16 protein-coding genes are annotated in these 17,173 nt (G+C 66.2%); 10 read left to right on the top strand and 6 right to left on the bottom strand.

Going from position 1 to position 17,173, the window contains the following annotated elements:
* The first annotated feature begins 14 nt into the window (after nt 1-14).
* From nusG to RIB52_RS08530, 3 genes are all read left to right on the top strand, one after another.
* On the top strand, nt 15-551 hold the full coding sequence (gene nusG / locus RIB52_RS08540; protein ID WP_350174925.1) for a transcription termination/antitermination protein NusG: 537 nt from the start codon (nt 15-17) through the stop codon (nt 549-551).
* 96 nt (nt 552-647) lie between these two features.
* The gene (locus RIB52_RS08535) at nt 648-1,172 is read left to right on the top strand and encodes a septal ring lytic transglycosylase RlpA family protein (RefSeq protein ID WP_350174923.1); all 525 of its coding nucleotides are present in this window, start codon (nt 648-650) and stop codon (nt 1,170-1,172) included.
* 31 nt (nt 1,173-1,203) lie between these two features.
* Entirely contained in the window at nt 1,204-2,232 is a 1,029-nt protein-coding gene (locus RIB52_RS08530; RefSeq protein ID WP_350174921.1) for an NADP-dependent oxidoreductase, read from the top strand.
* A gap of 10 nt (nt 2,233-2,242) precedes the next feature.
* Here RIB52_RS08530 and RIB52_RS08525 read toward each other — a convergent pair whose 3' ends face one another.
* Nucleotides 2,243-3,409 carry a GNAT family N-acetyltransferase gene (locus tag RIB52_RS08525; RefSeq protein ID WP_350175296.1) on the bottom strand — a complete coding sequence of 389 codons (1,167 nt, stop codon included), beginning with the start codon at nt 3,407-3,409 and terminating at the stop codon, nt 2,243-2,245.
* Nucleotides 3,409-4,317 carry a cupin-like domain-containing protein gene (locus tag RIB52_RS08520; RefSeq protein ID WP_350174919.1) on the bottom strand — a complete coding sequence of 303 codons (909 nt, stop codon included), beginning with the start codon at nt 4,315-4,317 and terminating at the stop codon, nt 3,409-3,411. The genes RIB52_RS08525 and RIB52_RS08520 overlap by 1 nt, the downstream gene beginning before the upstream one ends.
* Before the next feature lie 169 nt (nt 4,318-4,486).
* Between RIB52_RS08520 and RIB52_RS08515 the strand changes: the two genes are divergently transcribed.
* The 5 genes from RIB52_RS08515 to RIB52_RS08495 all read left to right on the top strand — a co-directional run bounded on the left by RIB52_RS08515 (nt 4,487) and on the right by RIB52_RS08495 (nt 7,780).
* On the top strand, nt 4,487-5,152 hold the full coding sequence (locus RIB52_RS08515) for a tetratricopeptide repeat protein (RefSeq protein ID WP_350174917.1): 666 nt from the start codon (nt 4,487-4,489) through the stop codon (nt 5,150-5,152).
* A gap of 210 nt (nt 5,153-5,362) precedes the next feature.
* Nucleotides 5,363-5,794, top strand: a complete 432-nt coding sequence (gene rplK / locus RIB52_RS08510; protein WP_350174915.1) for a 50S ribosomal protein L11 — start codon at nt 5,363-5,365, stop codon at nt 5,792-5,794.
* A gap of 4 nt (nt 5,795-5,798) precedes the next feature.
* Nucleotides 5,799-6,491, top strand: a complete 693-nt coding sequence (gene rplA, locus RIB52_RS08505; protein ID WP_350174913.1) for a 50S ribosomal protein L1 — start codon at nt 5,799-5,801, stop codon at nt 6,489-6,491.
* A gap of 484 nt (nt 6,492-6,975) precedes the next feature.
* Complete coding sequence (locus RIB52_RS08500) at nt 6,976-7,239, top strand: hypothetical protein (RefSeq protein WP_350174911.1); 264 nt, start codon at nt 6,976-6,978, stop codon at nt 7,237-7,239.
* A 223-nt stretch (nt 7,240-7,462) separates the two neighbouring features.
* Nucleotides 7,463-7,780 carry a hypothetical protein gene (locus RIB52_RS08495; protein ID WP_350174909.1) on the top strand — a complete coding sequence of 106 codons (318 nt, stop codon included), beginning with the start codon at nt 7,463-7,465 and terminating at the stop codon, nt 7,778-7,780.
* Here the strand turns inward: RIB52_RS08495 and RIB52_RS08490 are convergent.
* From RIB52_RS08490 to RIB52_RS08475, 4 genes are all read right to left on the bottom strand, one after another.
* Nucleotides 7,739-8,731, bottom strand: a complete 993-nt coding sequence (locus RIB52_RS08490; RefSeq protein ID WP_350174907.1) for a GNAT family N-acetyltransferase — start codon at nt 8,729-8,731, stop codon at nt 7,739-7,741. The two genes, RIB52_RS08495 and RIB52_RS08490, sit on opposite strands and share 42 nt — an antisense overlap.
* Before the next feature lie 11 nt (nt 8,732-8,742).
* The gene (locus RIB52_RS08485; protein WP_350174905.1) at nt 8,743-9,729 is read right to left on the bottom strand and encodes a polysaccharide deacetylase family protein; all 987 of its coding nucleotides are present in this window, start codon (nt 9,727-9,729) and stop codon (nt 8,743-8,745) included.
* A 72-nt stretch (nt 9,730-9,801) separates the two neighbouring features.
* Complete coding sequence (locus tag RIB52_RS08480) at nt 9,802-10,563, bottom strand: competence/damage-inducible protein A (protein WP_350174903.1); 762 nt, start codon at nt 10,561-10,563, stop codon at nt 9,802-9,804.
* 85 nt (nt 10,564-10,648) lie between these two features.
* A complete protein-coding gene (locus RIB52_RS08475; RefSeq protein WP_350174901.1) occupies nt 10,649-12,169 on the bottom strand; it encodes a flavin-containing monooxygenase in 1,521 nt (506 codons plus the stop codon).
* A 130-nt stretch (nt 12,170-12,299) separates the two neighbouring features.
* On the opposite strand from RIB52_RS08475, the gene RIB52_RS08470 reads away from it, so the two are divergent.
* Together RIB52_RS08470 and RIB52_RS08465 are read left to right on the top strand one after the other, a co-directional pair.
* On the top strand, nt 12,300-14,339 hold the full coding sequence (locus RIB52_RS08470) for a TonB-dependent receptor (protein ID WP_350174899.1): 2,040 nt from the start codon (nt 12,300-12,302) through the stop codon (nt 14,337-14,339).
* A 229-nt stretch (nt 14,340-14,568) separates the two neighbouring features.
* Nucleotides 14,569-17,154, top strand: coding sequence for a TonB-dependent receptor (locus tag RIB52_RS08465; RefSeq protein ID WP_350174897.1), 2,586 nt, complete (start codon nt 14,569-14,571; stop codon nt 17,152-17,154).
* Nucleotides 17,155-17,173: the final 19 nt, after the last annotated feature.

Genomic DNA, 17,173 nt, shown 5'->3' with positions numbered 1-17,173 from the left:
GACACAACCGACCAATGGCTCGCTGGTACATCATCCACGCTTATTCGGGCTTCGAGAACAAGGTGAAGGAAGCAATCCTTGCCGAGGCGGACCGGCTTGGCCTGTCCGAGGGCGTCGAGGAGATCGAGGTCCCGACCGAAACAGTGACCGAGGTCAAGCGCGGCAAGAAGGTCCAGGTCGAGCGCAAGTTCATGCCGGGCTACGTGCTGGCCAAGCTCAACATGACCGACGATATTTACCACCTCGTCAAGAACACCCCGAAGGTGACCGGATTCCTGGGCTCGGGCAACAAGCCGCAGCCGATCAGCGAAAAAGAGGCCGCGCGCTATTTTGGCGGGGTCGAGGAAGCCAAGGCCGCGCCCAAGAAGGACGTCCATGTCGAATACGAGATCGGCGACCAGGTGAAGGTGCTCGATGGCCCCTTCGCGAGCTTCAATGGCGTCGTGGAAGAGCTCGATTTCGACAAGGCCAAGGTCAAGGTATCGGTCTCGATCTTCGGGCGGGCGACCCCGGTCGAGCTCGATTTCGAGCAGGTCGAACTGGTCAAGTAAGCCTGCGAGGCTGCGGCGCTTCTCGGAACCCGGGCGTGTCCGCACCATTGATTCGGTATGGCCATACCGAATGCATCTGCCCCGACCGCTCGCGCCATGCCCAGCCGCCGCGAGCGGCTGCGCGTGCTCATGCGGCTCAAGTCGCAGCGCCAGTTGATGATGCTCGGCATTGCCGCGCTTGCCCTGCTCGCGGCCGGGCTCGCCACCGCGCTATGGTCCCGCGAGAGCCCGCGCGACACGGTCCGGCTGGGCAAGGGCGGGGTCAGCGTCGAGGCGATGGCGCCCGAGGCGCTGCCCGATCCGGGCGAGGCGACCGCAGCCAGCAGGGATATCGGAAGCGGCGAGGCGAGCTATTACGGTGACGAACTGGCCGGCAATCCGACGGCGAGCGGAGAGACCTTCGACCCGGCCAAGCTGACCGCGGCGCACCGCACCCTGCCGCTCGGGAGCCGGGTGCGCGTGACCAATCCCGCCAATGGCGAAAGCGTGGTCGTGCGAATCAATGATCGCGGGCCGTTCCACGGCAACCGCGTAATCGATCTCTCGTTCGCCGCCGCGCGCGAGATCGGCCTGCTGAGTTCGGGCGTCGGCCGGGTGCGGATGGCCCTGCTGCTCGACTGAACCTCTCCAATTGCACAGGCGGTTCGGCGACGTGCGGCGCGTTACGCTCCTGCACATGACCTTCGTCGCCCGCCAGATTGTTCTCGCCGCGCGCCCCGAAGGCGCGCCGCGGCCCGGCGATTTCCGGATCGAACATGCCCCGCTCGCCGAACCGCAAGAGGGCGAGGTCCTGGTGCGCAACCTCTGGCTCTCGGTCGACCCCTATATGCGCATTTCGATGAGCGCTAATGCCTCGCTCCACGGGACGATCCCCCTCGGCGCGCCGATCCCCGGCGGCGCGGTGGGCGAAGTCGCGGTGAGCCATGCCGAAGAGCTTCCGCAAGGCAGCATCGTCATGAGTCGCGAGCATGGCTGGCGCGATGCCTATGTCGCGCGTGCCGAAGGTCTCGTCCCTCTCGATCCCACGCATGGCCCGGTCGAGCGCTTTCTGGGCCTTTACGGGCTCACCGGCATCACCGCTTGGGGCGGGATGCGCGGCGTTCTCCGCCCGCAGCCGGGCGAGACGGTTTTCGTCAATGCGGCAGCGGGCGCGGTTGGATCGGTCGCTGTGCAGTTGGCGAGAATTGCTGGTGCCCGCGTGATCGCGAGCGCGGGCTCGGCCGAAAAGGGCGCGTGGCTGGCGGAAACGCTCGGTGCGGACCATTTCGTGAATTACCGGGAGGAAAACCTCGCCGAAAGGCTCGCAGGGATCGCGCCGGAGGGGCTCGATGCGGCCTTCGACAATGTCGGGGGTGGCCAGCTCGAAATCCTGCTCGACGCCATGGCCCCGCGCGGACGAATCGCCCTGTGTGGGGCGATCGGCCGATATGATGCAGCGGAATACCGCGCCGGCCCCGCCAATCTGTTCGCCGCGATCGAAAAGCACGTCTCGCTCACCGGCTTCAATGCGGGCTTCTACTTCGAGCGCGCGCCCGAAATCATCGCCGAATTCGCGCAGGCGGAACGCGCGGGCAGGCTGCTGGTCGAGGAAACGATCGTCCATGGGCTCGATGCCATGGCGCAGGCCTTCATCGACATGATGGCCGGCCGCAGCAGGGGAAAGACGCTGGTAAGGCTATAGGCCGTCGGTCCTACCCCTGCGCGAGGTCCCGCCAGAATTGTGCGGCTCCCATCGCCCCGGCCAACACGCCGCGCCGCGCGCGCGAGCCGATCGCGACCACGCAGTCCACCACTTGCCGCCGGTCCGGCCAGAACGGGTCGGGTGTCGATCCTGCGGCATTGCACGTGTCGAAGGCGAGCGCGGGATCGCCTGCCAGATTTTCCGCCACCGCCCGCATCAGCAGCCGTCCCGGGGCATGGCGGCGCGCGGTCTCGTCATGCGCCATCTTGAAGCCGAACCCCCGGCCCGAACATTCGAACCAGGTCGTCATTGCGAGCACTCGCCCCCCGGCGGCGAGGCTTGCCAGCCGGACGATGCCGCGCCGGTGGCCTTCGCGCACCGTCTCGCGGAACAGCGCCGCATTGCACGGCTCGCAGGCGAGCGCACTTCCCCCGTTTCCCTTCCAACCGGCCTTTTCGAGCGCGAGGAAATTCTCGATCCAGTTCTCCGGATCGCAGTGAGCGGGATGAAGCTCGATTGTCACGTCGCCGACCTCGCGCACCAGCCGGCGCTCGAGCGAGGCGAGCCGGGAGCGGGTCTTTTTCAGGGCGGGCGAAACCCTCACCGTACCGCTCCGGGCGCGCCGCGCAGGCCGCTCGGCTCGGTGGGGGACCCACAGGCGTCGTTCTCCTTCGGTCGCGGCCGCGACCAGCGCGAGCGTCGCCGGGTCGTCGGCGGCCAGTCCTTCGCACATCAGCGCGAAGGCAGCGCCGGGGCGGTCGTCGAGCCCCGCCAGCAGCGCCTGCCAGAACGCCTTTTCCGCGCCGCTGGCGACCAGGGGGCCGCCGAGGAACTGGTTGGTCGCCCGCCAGCCGTGCCAGTGCGGGACCGGAGCGCGGCCGATTCTCGAGCCCAGCGCCAACGGCAGCGCACCGAGCCATTCGCCGTCCGCCTGCCGCACCACGGCAAGATGGATTCGCGTCCCGCGCGTGCAGTGGTGCAGAGCAGCCCCCATGAACCAGTCGAGCGCGAAAACATTGGCTCCCATCGACCGTTCCGACAGTCGCGCCCAGCGCGCCAGTTCGCCCGGGGCGAGTGTTTCGGGCGGGAGCAGGTCGAGCGACAGGGCGGATGCTTCCGCGAGCATGGGGAGAGAAGCGGCCGCGCGTGCCGGGAAGAATTCGGTTTCCGGCCGCATCACGCGCCGTATCCCGGAATGCGGCCGATCCGCGCGACCCGCCCGGCCATCCGGCTCGCCAGTGCGGCAAGGCGCGGGCGGCGCCGCGAAAGCCCGGGGTCGCGCGGCGCAAGGCCGCAGCGCCGCAGTAGTGGCCCGAGCCGCACCGCCTCGGCGACGTCGCGGCTCCAGTCGTCCTGCCATGTGAGCGACAGCGAAATCGACGCCAGCGGGCCGCAACGCACGCTGTGCGGCGCGCAATAGGGCACGTAGAGTGCATCGCCCGGCGCAAGCGCGTGCGGCATCCCGCCCGTCTCGTGCGCCGCGTCCGGCGCGATGAGGTTGTCGCCGCTGCGATGATAGGTCTCGCGCGCGGCCAGCGTCACGAAGGGATCGCGCGGGGGGAAGGTGGTGAAGGTCTTGGTCCCCTCGATCTGGAAGAGGACGTTGTATTCGGCATCGAAATGGAGCGGCGTGTGCGTGTGCGGGGCGGAGAGGAATACGAAGGCCTTCAGGTCCCGCACCGGCCCGGTCGCCGCAAGGATCGATCCAGGCAGCCCCTCGATGAGCTGCGCGAACAGGGCAGCGTATTCGGGCACTTGCTCGAGCCCCTTGAGCATCACCCATTCGCTCTCGGGCCCGCCCTCGGCTAGACGCTTCGGCAGGTCGCCGCAGGCGGGCAGGATGCGAAAGTCCGCCCCGTCGGCGGCATCGTGGACGCGGCGCTCGATCATCGCGGCGGGAAGCCGTGCGGTGGTCTCGGCGAGCGCTGCGCGGGAGAGCAGGCTTTCCTCTCCGAGCGTATGGACAAGCCGCGCGGGGTCGCACACCGGATCGAATCCCGCCCCCGGCGCGCTCATGGCACCGGGAGACGGGATCGCATTGCCGACATGGGGCGTGCCCGAAAAGGACGTACCCGCGAAGGTCATGGATCTGCGCCCCTTGATGACTTCCTGGGGTGACAAGGTATCCTCAAGCCGGTGAAAGCCCGGTTAATCGTGCTGAAACATGCGCAAAGTCTCGCTGCGCTGTCGTCTCCTTACAAGGTTAGCCCTGCATTAAGGCCTAAGGCTTCGCGGCCAAGACAGGGAGCAAGGTATGGGTTGGCGCACAGGCAGAACGATCGCGCTGACGATTGCTGCGGCAATCGGATTCGCGAATCCGCCGTTGCTGAACGCGCAGGTCAAAACCGGCGGCGAGAAGGCGCTGCGCATGTTCGATCAGGGTATGGCCGCGCTGGAGCGCAAGGATTACCGGGAGGCCCGGCGACTCTTCGCCCCGCTTTGCGATGCGGGCGTGGGCACCGCCTGCTACAACCTTGGCATCATGGTCATGAACGGGCGTGGCGGACCGGTTGACAAGACCCGCGCCGCTAACCTGTTCCTGCAAGGGTGCGAGGAGCGATACAGCGATAACGCGGATCAGGATTCCTGCTTCAATTACGGGCTCGCCCTCGAAAAGGGATGGACGGGCGCACCCGACCTTTCCCGCGCCGTAACCTACTACGTCCGGGCCTGTGACCTGGGCCAGCCGAACGGATGCCTCAATGCCGGCAACATGCTCCTGACCGGGCGGGGCCGCGCCGTGGACCTGCCGCGCGCGCTTGCGCATCTCAAGCGCGGCTGCTCGCTGGGCAATGGCCGCTCATGTTACAACGCAGGATATGCGATCGCCGTCAAGAAAGCGGTCGACCCGGACGGGCATTCGCCGCGGGAGTATCTGCGCCTCGCCTGCGAGGCCGGGCACGAGAAGGCCTGCCGCTGATCCTGCTCCTTCGAGAGGCCCCTTGCGGCCCCACGGCACGCAGCTTGCAATTCAGGGCGGAGCCGCTATGTGCGCGCACTCGCGCCTTCAAGGTGCGAATCCGTGCGGGAGCCGCTTTGCACGAAGCGGCGCGAGAACCGCTCAACATGAGAGCGCATGATCGTCTCTGTCGCGGGGGCGCGCGCTCGACAGTGCGAAAGGAGTGGCCACATGGCCAAGAAGATCGAAGGCTATATCAAGCTGCAGGTGCCCGCGGGCACTGCCAATCCGTCGCCGCCGATCGGCCCGGCGCTGGGCCAGCGCGGCGTCAACATCATGGAATTCTGCAAGGCGTTCAACGCCGCCACGCAGGAACTCGAAAAGAACGCACCGATCCCGACGGTCATCACCGTCTATGCCGACCGTTCGTTCACCTTCACTACCAAGACTCCGCCCGCCAGCTTCTATCTCAAGAAGGCGGCGAAGCTGAAGTCGGGTTCGAAGGAACCGGGCAAGGTCAGCGCGGGCACGATCAAGGCGAGCCAGATCAAGGAAATCGCCGAGGCCAAGATGGCCGATCTCAACGCAAACGATATCGACCAGGCCATGAAGATCATCGAGGGCTCCGCGCGCTCGATGGGCCTCGACGTGGTGGAGGGCTGATCCGATGGCTACCATGACCAAGAAGCAGAAGACCCTCGCCGAACTCGACCGCGAGAAGCTCTACACTTTCGATGAGGCGATCGCCCTGCTGCGCGAGCACAAGGCGAAGTTCGACGAAACGGTCGAGGTCTCGCTCAATCTCGGGGTCGACCCGCGCCATGCCGACCAGATGGTGCGCGGCATGGTCTCGCTGCCTTCGGGCACGGGGAAGACCGCCCGCGTCGCGGTCTTCGCGCGCGGCGACAATGCCGAAAAAGCCACCGCTGCCGGGGCCGACAAGGTGGGGGCGGAAGACCTCATGGAAGACATGCAGAACGGCAATGTCGACTACGACCGCGTGATCGCCACCCCCGACATGATGGGCGTGGTCGGCCGGCTGGGCAAGCTGCTCGGCCCCAAGGGCCTGATGCCGAACCCCAAGCTCGGCACGGTGACCCCGAATGTCGAACAGGCGGTCAAGGACGCCAAGGGCGGCCAGGTCGAATTCCGCGTCGAAAAGCAGGGCATCATCCATTCCGGGATCGGCAAGCTGTCCTTCGACGATGCCGACCTCAAGGCGAACTTCAAGGCGCTGACCGATGCCGTGGTCAAGGCCAAGCCGTCGGGCGCCAAGGGCAAATATGTCAAGAAGGTCTCGGTCACCTCGACCATGGGACCGGGCCTCAAGCTCGACCTCGACGAGGTCGAAGGGGCGTAATGATCGGGAGGGGCGGGCGCATCCGTGCTCGCCCTTCGTCGCTCACGCGCGGGTGTTTTTCTGGCCTGTCGCTTCGCTGCTTGAGGCTTTTCCTCGTCCTATCGCTTCGCTGCTTGAGGCTTCTCGGCCTATCGCTTCGCTGCTTGAGGCTTCTTCTCGGCCTATCGCTTCGCTGCTTTAGGCTTCTTCTCGGCCTATCGCTTCGCTCCTTTAGGCCGGGCCGGTCGCGTGACTGCGGTCGGCGTTTTTCTCCTGGTGGCTGCACGTTCGCCGGCTCCAGGGCGGGGTTTTGTTGATGAAAGTCATCCCCCCCGATGATTCCCGAAAATTCATGCAGGACTCGCCGCGATTTCCTGCACGCGACCGGAAATTTCCCACATGCGCTGCGCGACTTGCCCGGCATGCGCGCCGGTTTGCGACGGTTGCATCGGCGATTTCGGAAAGAAGCCCTTTTTAAAGCATTGATTCATCGAAGGAGTTATCGATGAAAATCTTTGCATGGAGTGTCGCCGCGCTGGCCGCGCTCGGCTTTGCGCTCAGTTTCCTGCTCGACACGCGCCTCGCGCCGTTGATCGGTGCGGTGTTCCTGTTCCTCGCAATCGGCTGGGCGACGCTGCGAACCAAGGCTGCCAGCCGCGCCAATTACGAACACGCCGAAAAGGCCGCGCGGGAAAACCGGATCGAACGCGAGCGCGAGGCGAAGATCGAAGCCACGCAGGAGGAGCGCATGAAGGGCAACCAGGCCTGATTCGTCGCTGTCGGCACGAGAGCCTCCCCGCACGACATACAGCGCAAGCCCTGCTTTCGCGCCCTTGCGCGCGGCGACAACGGTCTTGCGCGAAATCCGCTGAAGGCGGCGTTTCCTGTCTTGTGTCGCGCCCGCTAACACCCACATATTATGCGAGCGCGGGAAGCAGCCGCAAAGGCGCGCCCGCGCCGCATTTGTCCACCCTCTCCAAGGACACCGCCACATGCCCCTGCCGTCTTCCACCTCGGACTGGTCGTTCGACCCCAAATGGCTGGTGATCGGCTTCGCGCTCGGCGCGCTGGCCATGGTGCTCGCTTTCGATCTCAGGATCGGCGCAGCACTCGCAAGCGCCTTTGCCCTGATCGCATTGTTCTATCTCTGGGTGCGGTATCGCTTCGCTCCCGAACCCGGAGAGCCCGCGTCGGAACGCGATGCCATGATCGAACGCTTCAACCGCCTGCGCGAAGCGCGCCGGAAAGCCGATGAGCGCGAAAACGCCTCAGCCGCGCAGGAATCCCCGCGCCCCGGCGAGGAGCCCTGACCGCGCGGCAAGCGCCTTCGCCCCGGACACGGCCCCGTCGAAACCCGACCGCGCTGCCACCAGCGCGCGGTTCTGCGCACTCGGCCTGAGCAACACGAAGCTTGCGCAGGGAACGTAGTGCGTGGCGAACATCGCCTTGTGCGCGCCGTCGCCTTCGGTGAAGTCGAAATGGGTGAACGCCCTTTCCGCATAAAGCCGTTCGAGCGCTTCCATCTGCAGCACCGTGCCGGGCGAAAGGCGCGCCCAGTCGGGGTCGTAGCCGAGATGGGCGTAAACCAGCACGGCATCTTCGACGGGAAGCGACAGATAGGCAATCGGCTGCCGATCGCCGGGCGGTCCGGCATGGAGCAGGAAGCAGCGCATCGCCCCCGCTTCCGCCGCTTCGAGCATGGCGCGCCGGGCATCGGGCGTATCGGGTAGCCCCGCATCGAGCAGCCGCGCCTGGTAGGTGCGCGCCGAAAGCGGCAGGGCAAGCTCCAGGAAACGCTCGATCTCCCCGGGCGTGTGGTGCTCGCTGACCTCGAACCCACCCGGACGGGCCGCCAGTTTCTTCGCCTTGCGCCGCAGGGTCGAGCGGGTCTTGCCCGAAAAGTGCGCCATATAGGCCGCGAAATCGGGCGCGCCGTCCTCGCCCCCGTCCGGTCGCATGTCGATGTAATGGCGCGGATAATCCTGCCGCAAGCCGACGAGATAGCCCGGATGCAGCGCGATCGCGCCCTCAATGAGCGCCTGCGGGGCGGACAGCACGCGCAGCCCGTCCGGTCCGGGCGGCGGTGGGTGCAGCGGCGCGGACGGCCCGGCCAGCACGTCGGCAAGAGCGAAGCGCCAGGTCGAAAGCGCGCGTTGGAAAGAGGCGAGGCGCCGCGCGCCGATGGTGAAGTCGATGCCCACGCGGGCGATCGGCGGCGAGCCTGCGGGCGCGGCCTGCGGTGGTCGGATCGGCGCGTTCATCGGCGCATCACCTAGAGCGCGCCGTAAAGCGTGTTGGAGACGAATTGTTCCGCCACGCGCATCCCCGTGCGCAGCGGATCGGCCGGCAGCGGCTCGCTCCGCCGCGAGGGCGGCGCGATTTCGGGCGGGTTTTCGGCATAATTCGCGGTGGTGACGCCGGGCATCGCGGCAAGCGCGCGGCACAGCCCGCCGAAGCGCCGCCGCACGATCTTGTTCACGGCGAGGCGGCGGCGATTGATGAGTTCGAAGGAATGGGTGACGAGCGTGAACGAACCGCGCCCGCACCGGCACGCATGGCGGATCGCGCCCGTCATTTCCGCCAGTGAAAGCGCGGTGATCTGGGCATGGCGCTGCCCCCCGCCGAGTGCGGCGATGCTGCCGACCGGAACCTCGATCACGCCTTCGTGGAGCAGCGGGTCGCGGTGCTCGGACCCGAGCGATAGGCGGCTCGCCCCGGGAAGCGCCGGACAATGGCTGGTGTCGTAGCCAAGGCCGATTGTCGCAAGCGCGCGCAACGTATCGTCATCCGCCCCGTAATTGCCCGCGCGGAAGGCGACCGGTGGCGGCGCTCCGGCGGCCACCAGCGTATCGCGCGCCCAAGACAGGATGGCGCATTGCTCCTCGAAGGCGAAATCGGCGATGTTGCGGCCCGTCCCGACGCGTGCGAGCGGGCTGCCCGCGCCCGCGCCCGCGCCCGCGATCTCGAGCCATTCGGTGTGGCAGTGCAATTGCACGTCCTGCCCGGCTTCGAGTATCGGGCCGACGACATCCTCGATTGCCGCGATGCCCCATTGCAGCGCCGGCATTGGATCGACGAAGAACACGGCGCGCACGCCATATTGCTCGAACAGTTTGAGCTTGTGGGTGATGCCCGCCGGGCCTTCGGGCGTGAGGCAGGCGATCGAGCGGGCATAGTTTTCCGCCCGGTCCGCCGCACCCGGCCCGGTCATCAGTCCCGAGGAATACTCGGTATCGATGGTGATGTAGACGCGCGTCATCGTGGCCTGACCATAGCGCGCGAAGGTTAAGGCGGGGTTTGGCCCTTGCGGGGCGCTGTCGGGTCGCGCCGGTCAGATCCCGCCGGGCGTGAAGTCGTAGCCGCTAGTCGCGAGCCCGTCGCAGAGCGTGTCGACACAGGATTTCAGGTCTTCCTCGCTGGTCGAACGGATCACGAAATTCGCACCTACGCGCCCTTCGCGGAAGAAGGGATAGGAGCCGATCTGGCAGTTTCCGTGCGCCCCTTCGACCTCGCGCAAGAGCTGCGCGATCTCGCTTTCGGCGACCCAGCAGCCGATGGTTTCGGACAGGAGCGGGGCTCCCCCCTCGAGCTCGCCCGTGAGCGCGTCGAGCATTCCCGCCGTGATATGCGGCACGCCCGCCATCAGGATGACATTGCCCCGCCTTATGCCGGGTGCGCCCGACATGCGGTTGGGGATAAGGTCGGAGCCTTCGGGCACGCGCGCCATCCTGAGGCGGCCTTCGTTGAGGCCGCCCTTGTCGGCGTAATAGCGTTCGAGCAGCGCGCGCGCGTCGGGGTGGATGATGACGGGCACGCCCAGCGCCTCGGCCACGGCATCTACTGTGATGTCATCATGCGTCGGCCCGATCCCGCCGGTGGTGAAGAGGTAGTCGTAGGCTTCGCGCAGTGCATTGACCGCCTCGACGATCCGTTCCTGCACGTCGGGCACGACGCGGACCTCGGCAAGGCGGATGCCCTGCACCTGCAGCCAGCTTGCGACCTGGGCGATGTTCTTGTCATGGGTGCGGCCGGAGAGGATTTCGTCGCCGATGATGACGAGCCCGGCGGTCCAGATCTTGTCGGGAGCATTCATGCGAGGGGGTTAGAACAGTCCGCGAGCGCGGGCTAGCCCCCTCCTTGCCAGGAAGGGGGGTGGGGGTGGTTCCCGCAGCGCCCCCTTACTCGGCCGCTTCGAGCTGCTCCTCGGAAGTCCGCGCGTTCGATCCGGCGCGGGTGAAGGTCAGCAGGCCGTCCTCGATGGGGCTTTCCTTCAATTGCTTGCGGTCGGCGAGGTAGTCCTGGTTGAGCCGCCAGGGATAGCGCACCGCGTTGCGCGGCATGATGTGCTTGGAACGCTGGATGTAGCCGCTCGAGAAGTCGAACACGTCGTCTTCCTCGATTGCCGCCTCGGCCTCTTCGGTCAGGACCGGGGTGACGACCTCTGCGCCCTTCTGGCGCTGGAGATTGAGGACGCGGCAGATATAGTCGGAATTGATGTCGGCGCGCAGGGTCCAGCTCGCGTTGAGATATCCGAACACCACCGCAAGGTTCGGCAGGTTCGAGAACATGCAGCCCTTGTAGTAGAACCGCTCGTTGAACCGGACGGGTTCGCCATTCAGGCTGACCGCGATCTTGCCCGCGACCGCGAGGCGCAGCCCCGTGGCGGTGATGATGATGTCGGCTTCGATCAGCGTGCCGTCGGTGAGCCGCGCGCCCTTGGCCTCGAAACGCTCGATATGGCCGGTGACGATCTCGGCCTTGCCCGCCTTCATCGCCTTGAACAGGTCGTCGTCGGGAACGAGGCAGACGCGCTGTTCCCACGGATTGTAGGGCGGGGAGAAATCCTTTGGATCGTAATCCTCGCCGAGTGCCTTCTCGATCCGCTTGTGCAGGCTTTCGCTCACCTTTTCCGGCTTGTCGCGCGCGGTCTTGAAGCTGAGGTCCTGCATGCGGATGTTCTTGAACCGGGTGATCTTGTAGGCGACTTCTTCCGGCAGGACCTTGCGCAGCAGGTTCGCGATCCGGTCCTTCGCCGGGCGCGCGAACATCCAGGTCGGCGTGCGCTGGAGCATCGTGACCTTGGCCGCCGTGTCCGCCATCGACGGCACGATCGTCACCGCCGTCGCGCCCGACCCGACCACGAGCACTTTCTTGCCCGCATAATCGAGATCCTCGGGCCAGAATTGCGGGTGGATCACCTCGCCTTCATAGTCGGCAAAATCGAAGCCCGCATCATAGGGATCGTCGTAATCGTAATAGCCCGCACCGAGATAGAGCCAGTTTGCGGTCATGTGGGTGCGGCTTCCGTCCTCGCGCTCCATCTCGACATGCCAGCGCGCCTCGTCCTCGCGGAAATCGGCCGAGACGACCTTGAGGCCGAACCGGATGTGCTGGCGGATGCCGCGTTCATCGACGATCGTGTTCAGGTAATCGAGGATCGCGGGCGCATCGGCGATCGATTTCTCGTGCTTCCACGGTTCGAAATCGAAGCCGAGCGTGTGCATGTCGCTGTCCGAACGGATGCCGGGATAGCGGAACAGGTCCCAGGTCCCGCCGAGGTTCTCGCGCCGTTCGACGATGGCATAGCTATGGTGCGGCGCTTTCATGCCCATATGGGCGGCCATGCCGATGCCGGAAATGCCGGCACCGACGATCAGCACGTCTACATCGGGGGGCGTTTCCTGATTCGGGGCTAGCATGGGTGATCCTCTCTTCTCTCTTGTCGGGCACGATAAAACCACAGCCGGGCCGCAAAAGCGAGTCTTGCATGGCAAAATGAAACCGATTGTGCAGGTGACGCGCACGGCGCGAGCGGGTAGGCGGCGCGCCATGAAAACCGTTTACCCGCTTGTCCTTACCGTCTCCGCGCTTGCCCTGAGCACCGCGGTCCCCCTTGCCGCCCAGGACCGTGAGGAGGAGGACGACGGAGTTTCGCCGGCCGAGCGGATCATCGTCACCGGCGAAGGGCTGGAGGAGGCGCCTTCCAGCGGCGCCTATGCCGTGGCCGAAATCGCGCGCGAGCGGATCGTCAGCACCGCCTCCGGCCGGATCGAGGACGCGCTGCGCGATGTCGCGGGCTTCCAGCAATTCCGCCGTTCCGACAGCCGCTCGGCCAATCCCACCGCGCAGGGGGCGACGCTGCGCGCGCTGGGCGGCAATGCGACGAGCCGCGCGCTCATCCTGCTCGACGGCGTACCGATCGCCGACCCCTTTTTCGGCTATGTCCCCTTCAACAGTATCCAGCCCGAGGCGCTCTCCGAAATCCGCGTGACCCGCGGCGGCGGGGCCGGCCCGTTCGGGGCGGGGGCGCTGGCCGGGACGATCGAGCTCGAAAGCGCAGGGCCCACGAGGCTCGATCCATTGCTCGCGAGCGTGGCGATCAATGACCGCGAGGAGACCGAGGCAAGCGTGGTCGCAACACAGGAACTGGGCGCGGGCTTCGCCGTGGCAAGCGGGCGCTGGGACCGGGGGCAGGGGTTCTTCACCACGCCCGCGGGCCAGCGCGTCCCCGCGAGCGCGCGGGCCGCGTTCGACAACTGGCAGGTCGGCTTGCGCGCCGCCGCCCCGCTGTCCGCAACGACCGAGCTGCAGGCGCGCATCAACATATTCCGGGACGAGCGCACATTGCGTTTCGATGGGGCGGATTCGACCAATGAAGGCCAGGATGCGAGCCTGCGTGTCGTCGGGCGGGGCGAATGGGCCTTCGACGCGCTCGCCTATGTCCAGGCGCGCAACTTCTCCAATGTCATCATCTCCTCCTCGCGCTTCACGCGCGTGCTCGACCAGCGCAACACGCCGTCGACCGGGCTCGGCGGCAAGTTCGAACTGCGCCCGCCCGTGGGCGATGATCACACGCTCCGCCTTGGTGTCGATTACCGCCGCGCCGACGGCGAATTGCAGGAGGAGAATTACAGCGCCTTCACCGGTGCGCTGCGCGAAAGGCGGCGCGGGGGCGGGGTTAACTCCAATCTCGGCCTGTTCATCGAGGATGACTGGCGGATCGGCCGCCTGCTCCTGACCGGTGGCCTGCGCGCCGATCGGACGCTGATCGAGGACGGCTTTTACCGCGCCGTGAATGCCTCGGGCGTGCTGGTAACGGAAACGATCGCGCCCGACCGGTCCGACTGGACCGTCAGCTGGCGCGCGGGCGCGGCCTATGACGCGGGAGAAGGCCTGCGGCTGCGCGCGGCGGCCTATACCGGGCTGCGCCTGCCCACGCTCAACGAACTCTACCGCCCCTTCGTCATCTTTCCCGTGGTGACACAGGCCAATGCCGAGCTTGAAAACGAGCGGCTGGAGGGGTTCGAGGTCGGGTTCGACTGGCGGCCCGCCGATGGGTTTGCGCTCTCGCTTACCGCGTTCGACAACCGGGTCGAGAATGCAATCGCCAATGTCACGCTCACCCCGACGCTACGCCAGCGCCGCAACCTGCCCGCGATTCTGGCGCAGGGGATCGAGGCCAACCTGTCGGCGGCGCTGGGCGATGTCAGCCTGAATGCGAGCCTTGCCTATACCGATGCGGTGATCGAGGGCGAGGCTGCCTCGCTTGCGCTCGACGGCAATCGCCCGCCACAGACGCCCGATTTCGCAGGCTCGGCGACGCTGGCATGGGAACCGGCGGAGGGCTGGCGGCTCGCCGCGACGCTGCGGCACACGGCCGCGCAGTTCGAGGACGACCAGGAAAGCGACGTGCTTCCCGAAGCGACGACTCTCGATGCCTTTGCCGCAATTCCCGTGAGCGCAAAATGGTCGATCATGCTGCGCGGCGAAAACCTGTTCGACGAGGAAATCGTAACCCGCAATGCGGATGGGGCGATCGATCTCGGCGTGCCGCGTACGTTCTGGGCGGGTTTACGTTACGGCTTCTGATGTTTCGGGCGTATCCCGAAGGCAACAGATGCATCCGCTGCAACTTTCCAAGCCTTTCACGGGGATAGCCGACCGAATGCTGCGCTGCGGCGATGTTTGTGGCATTTTTGCACCTGTCCCCAAAAAGGCGCGCAGGGACTCTTGGCAGGCGCAAACGCGCTGATAGTCTACTTCCCGCGTTCATCGCCCGAGGTCAAAAGACCCGGCTGGGATTGTGGAGAGAGATTCTATGACACGTAAGCTTGCAGCCTATGCTGCCGGCCTTCTGGCCTGCAGTTCGTTCACCGTACCCGCATTCGCGCAGGACGGGGAAATGCCCGAAATGCCCGAGGCGCCCGAAACGGATGACGGCGTCATTATCGTGACCGCCACCCGCCGTGCGCAGGACGTGCAGGACATTCCTCTGGCGGTGACCGCGGTTTCGCCGCAGCAGCTCGACAACCAGGGCGTCGACAACATCCAGGAAGTCGTCGCGGTCGCGCCCAGCCTGACCGTTTCCAATGCGCAGGTGGCCTCTGGCTCGGTCGTGCTGCGGATCCGCGGCATCGGGACGACCTCGAACAATATCGGCTTCGAAAGCGCGGTCGGCATTTTCATCGACGGCACCTACCAGTCGCGCCCCGGCGTGGCGCTGACCGAGCTCGTCGACCTCGAACGGGTCGAGGTTTTGCGCGGGCCGCAGGGTACGACCTTCGGCCGCAACACCTCGGCAGGCGCGCTCAACATCACGACCAAGCGGCCCGACCTTTACGAATTCGGCGGGTTCGTGAATGCGGGCTACGGCAATTTCAACGAGGTCAGCCTTCAGGGCGCGGTCAATGTTCCGATCGTGCAGGACACGCTCGCGCTGCGCGTGACCGGTGCCTATCGCGAGCGCGACGGCTTCCTCACGCTGGTCGACGAGACCGGCACGCCGTTCGACGATTCCAACGACCAGGACCAGTGGCTGGTCCGCGCCCAGCTTGGCTTCGAGACCGAAAGCGGCATTCGTGGCCGCATCATCGGCGACTATTCGAAGAGCACGTCGAGCTGCTGCAGCCCGATCGAGCTTTACCAGTCGCCGCTGGTAACGGGCGGGGCCTATGCCGGGGTCGGTCTCGGCGCGAATGGGGGTAACGGCCAGCCCACGGTCGCGACCACGGCTTTCGACAACGCGACTTTCCGTGAGGCGCTGAACGACCGTGTCGCCTCGGCCAATTTCGCGCCGATCGTCGATATCGACAACTGGGGCATCACGGGCGAAGTCGAATTCCCGGTCGGTGACAGCGCCGACCTCATCTTCATCGGCGGCTATCGCAAGTTCGCCTCGAACGAGACCTACGATTCCGATTTCACCGCGCTCGACATCTTCAATGTCGACCTGCTCGACCTCGAACTCGAGACGATCACGGCGGAGCTACGCCTGCAGGGCGAGGCGTTCGATGGCAAGCTCAACTACATCATCGGCGGGTTCTATTCCGACGAACAGATCGACCAGTCGGTCAGCTTCTCGCTCGGTTCGGATTACGACGCGAATGTCGGCGCGCTGCTGTTCGTGCCGACCGGCGGCGCGTTCGGCGGCGCGCCGCTCCAGACGCTGAGCGGCGGGGTCAACCCGGCGGGGACATCAAACACCAACCGCTTCCAGCAGGACGCGCAAAGCTATTCGATCTTCACCCACAACACCTTCGAGGTGTTCGACGGGTTCGAACTCACGCTGGGCGCACGCTATTCGTGGGAGGAGAAAGAGGGCGGCTTCACCCAGACCGCGGTCAACAACCAGATCTGTCCGGCCATTCTCGGTTCGCTCGGTGCGGGCGCGATTCCCGCCGGGCTCGAAGGCAGTGCCGTGGCGCTCGGCTGCTTCGGCTTCACCGCGCCGGCGGACCTGCCGCAGGCGACGCAGCCCGGCCTGCCTGCGGCTTTCCTGCCGCGCACCTTCCAGGCCGATTTCAGCGACGAGGAACTGATCTACACCATCCGCGCCGCCTATGAATTCAGCCCGGCGGTCAACGTCTACGGCAGCTTCACCCACGGATACAAGGCGGGCGGGATCAACCTCGACACCACCGCCGCCGTCGGCGGAGCGGACCCGACCTTCCTGTCGGAAGAAGTGGACGCGATCGAATTCGGCCTGAAGACGCGGTTCCTCGACAATGCGGTGACGTTCAACCTCGCCGCCTTCTACGAGGAATTCCAGAACTTCCAGGTGCTCGAATTCACCGGCACGGCCTTCCAGACTTTCAACGTGCCTCTCGCCGAGACGCAGGGGATCGAGATCGAGGGCCTCATCCGCCCGACCGACGAATTGACCTTCAACATCGCGGCGACGATCCTCGAGGCGAGCTATCCCGAGGACTGCGCTGGCGACCAGACGGCGCCGCAGGTGGTCTCGCTGTGCGGGTTCGACCTTACCAACGCGCCGCAGGTGGTCGGCCTGTTCGGGGCCTTGTGGGAAAAGCCGATCAGCGCCAGCGCGGAATTCTTCCTGTCGGGCCAGATCCGGCTCGAAAGCGACCAGCGCACCTCGACCCAGGCGATCGTGCCGCCCAGCGCGGACCAGATTGCCAGTCTCGGCGTCGAGGCCGCGGTTGCCGCGCAGCCGTTGATCGTCGCGGACGTGCAGGACGGGAACGAGTTCATCAACCTGCGCGCCGGCCTGCGCTTCAACGACGGGGCCTATGCGATCGAGGGCTTCGTCAACAACCTGACCGACAACGTGACCCGCGGGGTGACTTTCAACACCACCCTGCGCGGGAGCGGCGCGGCGAATTCGCGCTCGGCCTTCCCGCTGCAGCCGCGCACCTACGGCGTGGTGCTGCGCGCGAAGTTCTGATCGCATCCGTTCAGGCGAA

It is taken from the genome of Erythrobacter sp., assembly GCF_040217515.1.
Lineage (GTDB): Bacteria > Pseudomonadota > Alphaproteobacteria > Sphingomonadales > Sphingomonadaceae > Erythrobacter.
The sequence above is the reverse complement of the archived record's forward strand: the minus strand, read 5'-3'. Positions and strand labels throughout refer to the sequence as shown.

Excerpts from the sequence above, each read along its gene's own strand:
- nusG (WP_350174925.1), top strand. The coding sequence starts at position 15 with ATGGCTCGCTGGTACATCATCCACGCTTATTCGGGCTTCGAGAACAAG.
- RIB52_RS08535 (WP_350174923.1), top strand. The coding sequence starts at position 648 with ATGCCCAGCCGCCGCGAGCGGCTGCGCGTGCTCATGCGGCTCAAGTCG.
- RIB52_RS08525 (WP_350175296.1), bottom strand. The coding sequence starts at position 3,409 with ATGCGGCCGGAAACCGAATTCTTCCCGGCACGCGCGGCCGCTTCTCTC.
- RIB52_RS08520 (WP_350174919.1), bottom strand. The coding sequence starts at position 4,317 with ATGACCTTCGCGGGTACGTCCTTTTCGGGCACGCCCCATGTCGGCAAT.
- RIB52_RS08515 (WP_350174917.1), top strand. The coding sequence starts at position 4,487 with ATGGGTTGGCGCACAGGCAGAACGATCGCGCTGACGATTGCTGCGGCA.
- rplK (WP_350174915.1), top strand. The coding sequence starts at position 5,363 with ATGGCCAAGAAGATCGAAGGCTATATCAAGCTGCAGGTGCCCGCGGGC.
- rplA (WP_350174913.1), top strand. The coding sequence starts at position 5,799 with ATGGCTACCATGACCAAGAAGCAGAAGACCCTCGCCGAACTCGACCGC.
- RIB52_RS08500 (WP_350174911.1), top strand. The coding sequence starts at position 6,976 with ATGAAAATCTTTGCATGGAGTGTCGCCGCGCTGGCCGCGCTCGGCTTT.
- RIB52_RS08495 (WP_350174909.1), top strand. The coding sequence starts at position 7,463 with ATGCCCCTGCCGTCTTCCACCTCGGACTGGTCGTTCGACCCCAAATGG.
- RIB52_RS08490 (WP_350174907.1), bottom strand. The coding sequence starts at position 8,731 with ATGAACGCGCCGATCCGACCACCGCAGGCCGCGCCCGCAGGCTCGCCG.
- RIB52_RS08485 (WP_350174905.1), bottom strand. The coding sequence starts at position 9,729 with ATGACGCGCGTCTACATCACCATCGATACCGAGTATTCCTCGGGACTG.
- RIB52_RS08480 (WP_350174903.1), bottom strand. The coding sequence starts at position 10,563 with ATGAATGCTCCCGACAAGATCTGGACCGCCGGGCTCGTCATCATCGGC.
- RIB52_RS08475 (WP_350174901.1), bottom strand. The coding sequence starts at position 12,169 with ATGCTAGCCCCGAATCAGGAAACGCCCCCCGATGTAGACGTGCTGATC.
- RIB52_RS08470 (WP_350174899.1), top strand. The coding sequence starts at position 12,300 with ATGAAAACCGTTTACCCGCTTGTCCTTACCGTCTCCGCGCTTGCCCTG.
- RIB52_RS08465 (WP_350174897.1), top strand. The coding sequence starts at position 14,569 with ATGACACGTAAGCTTGCAGCCTATGCTGCCGGCCTTCTGGCCTGCAGT.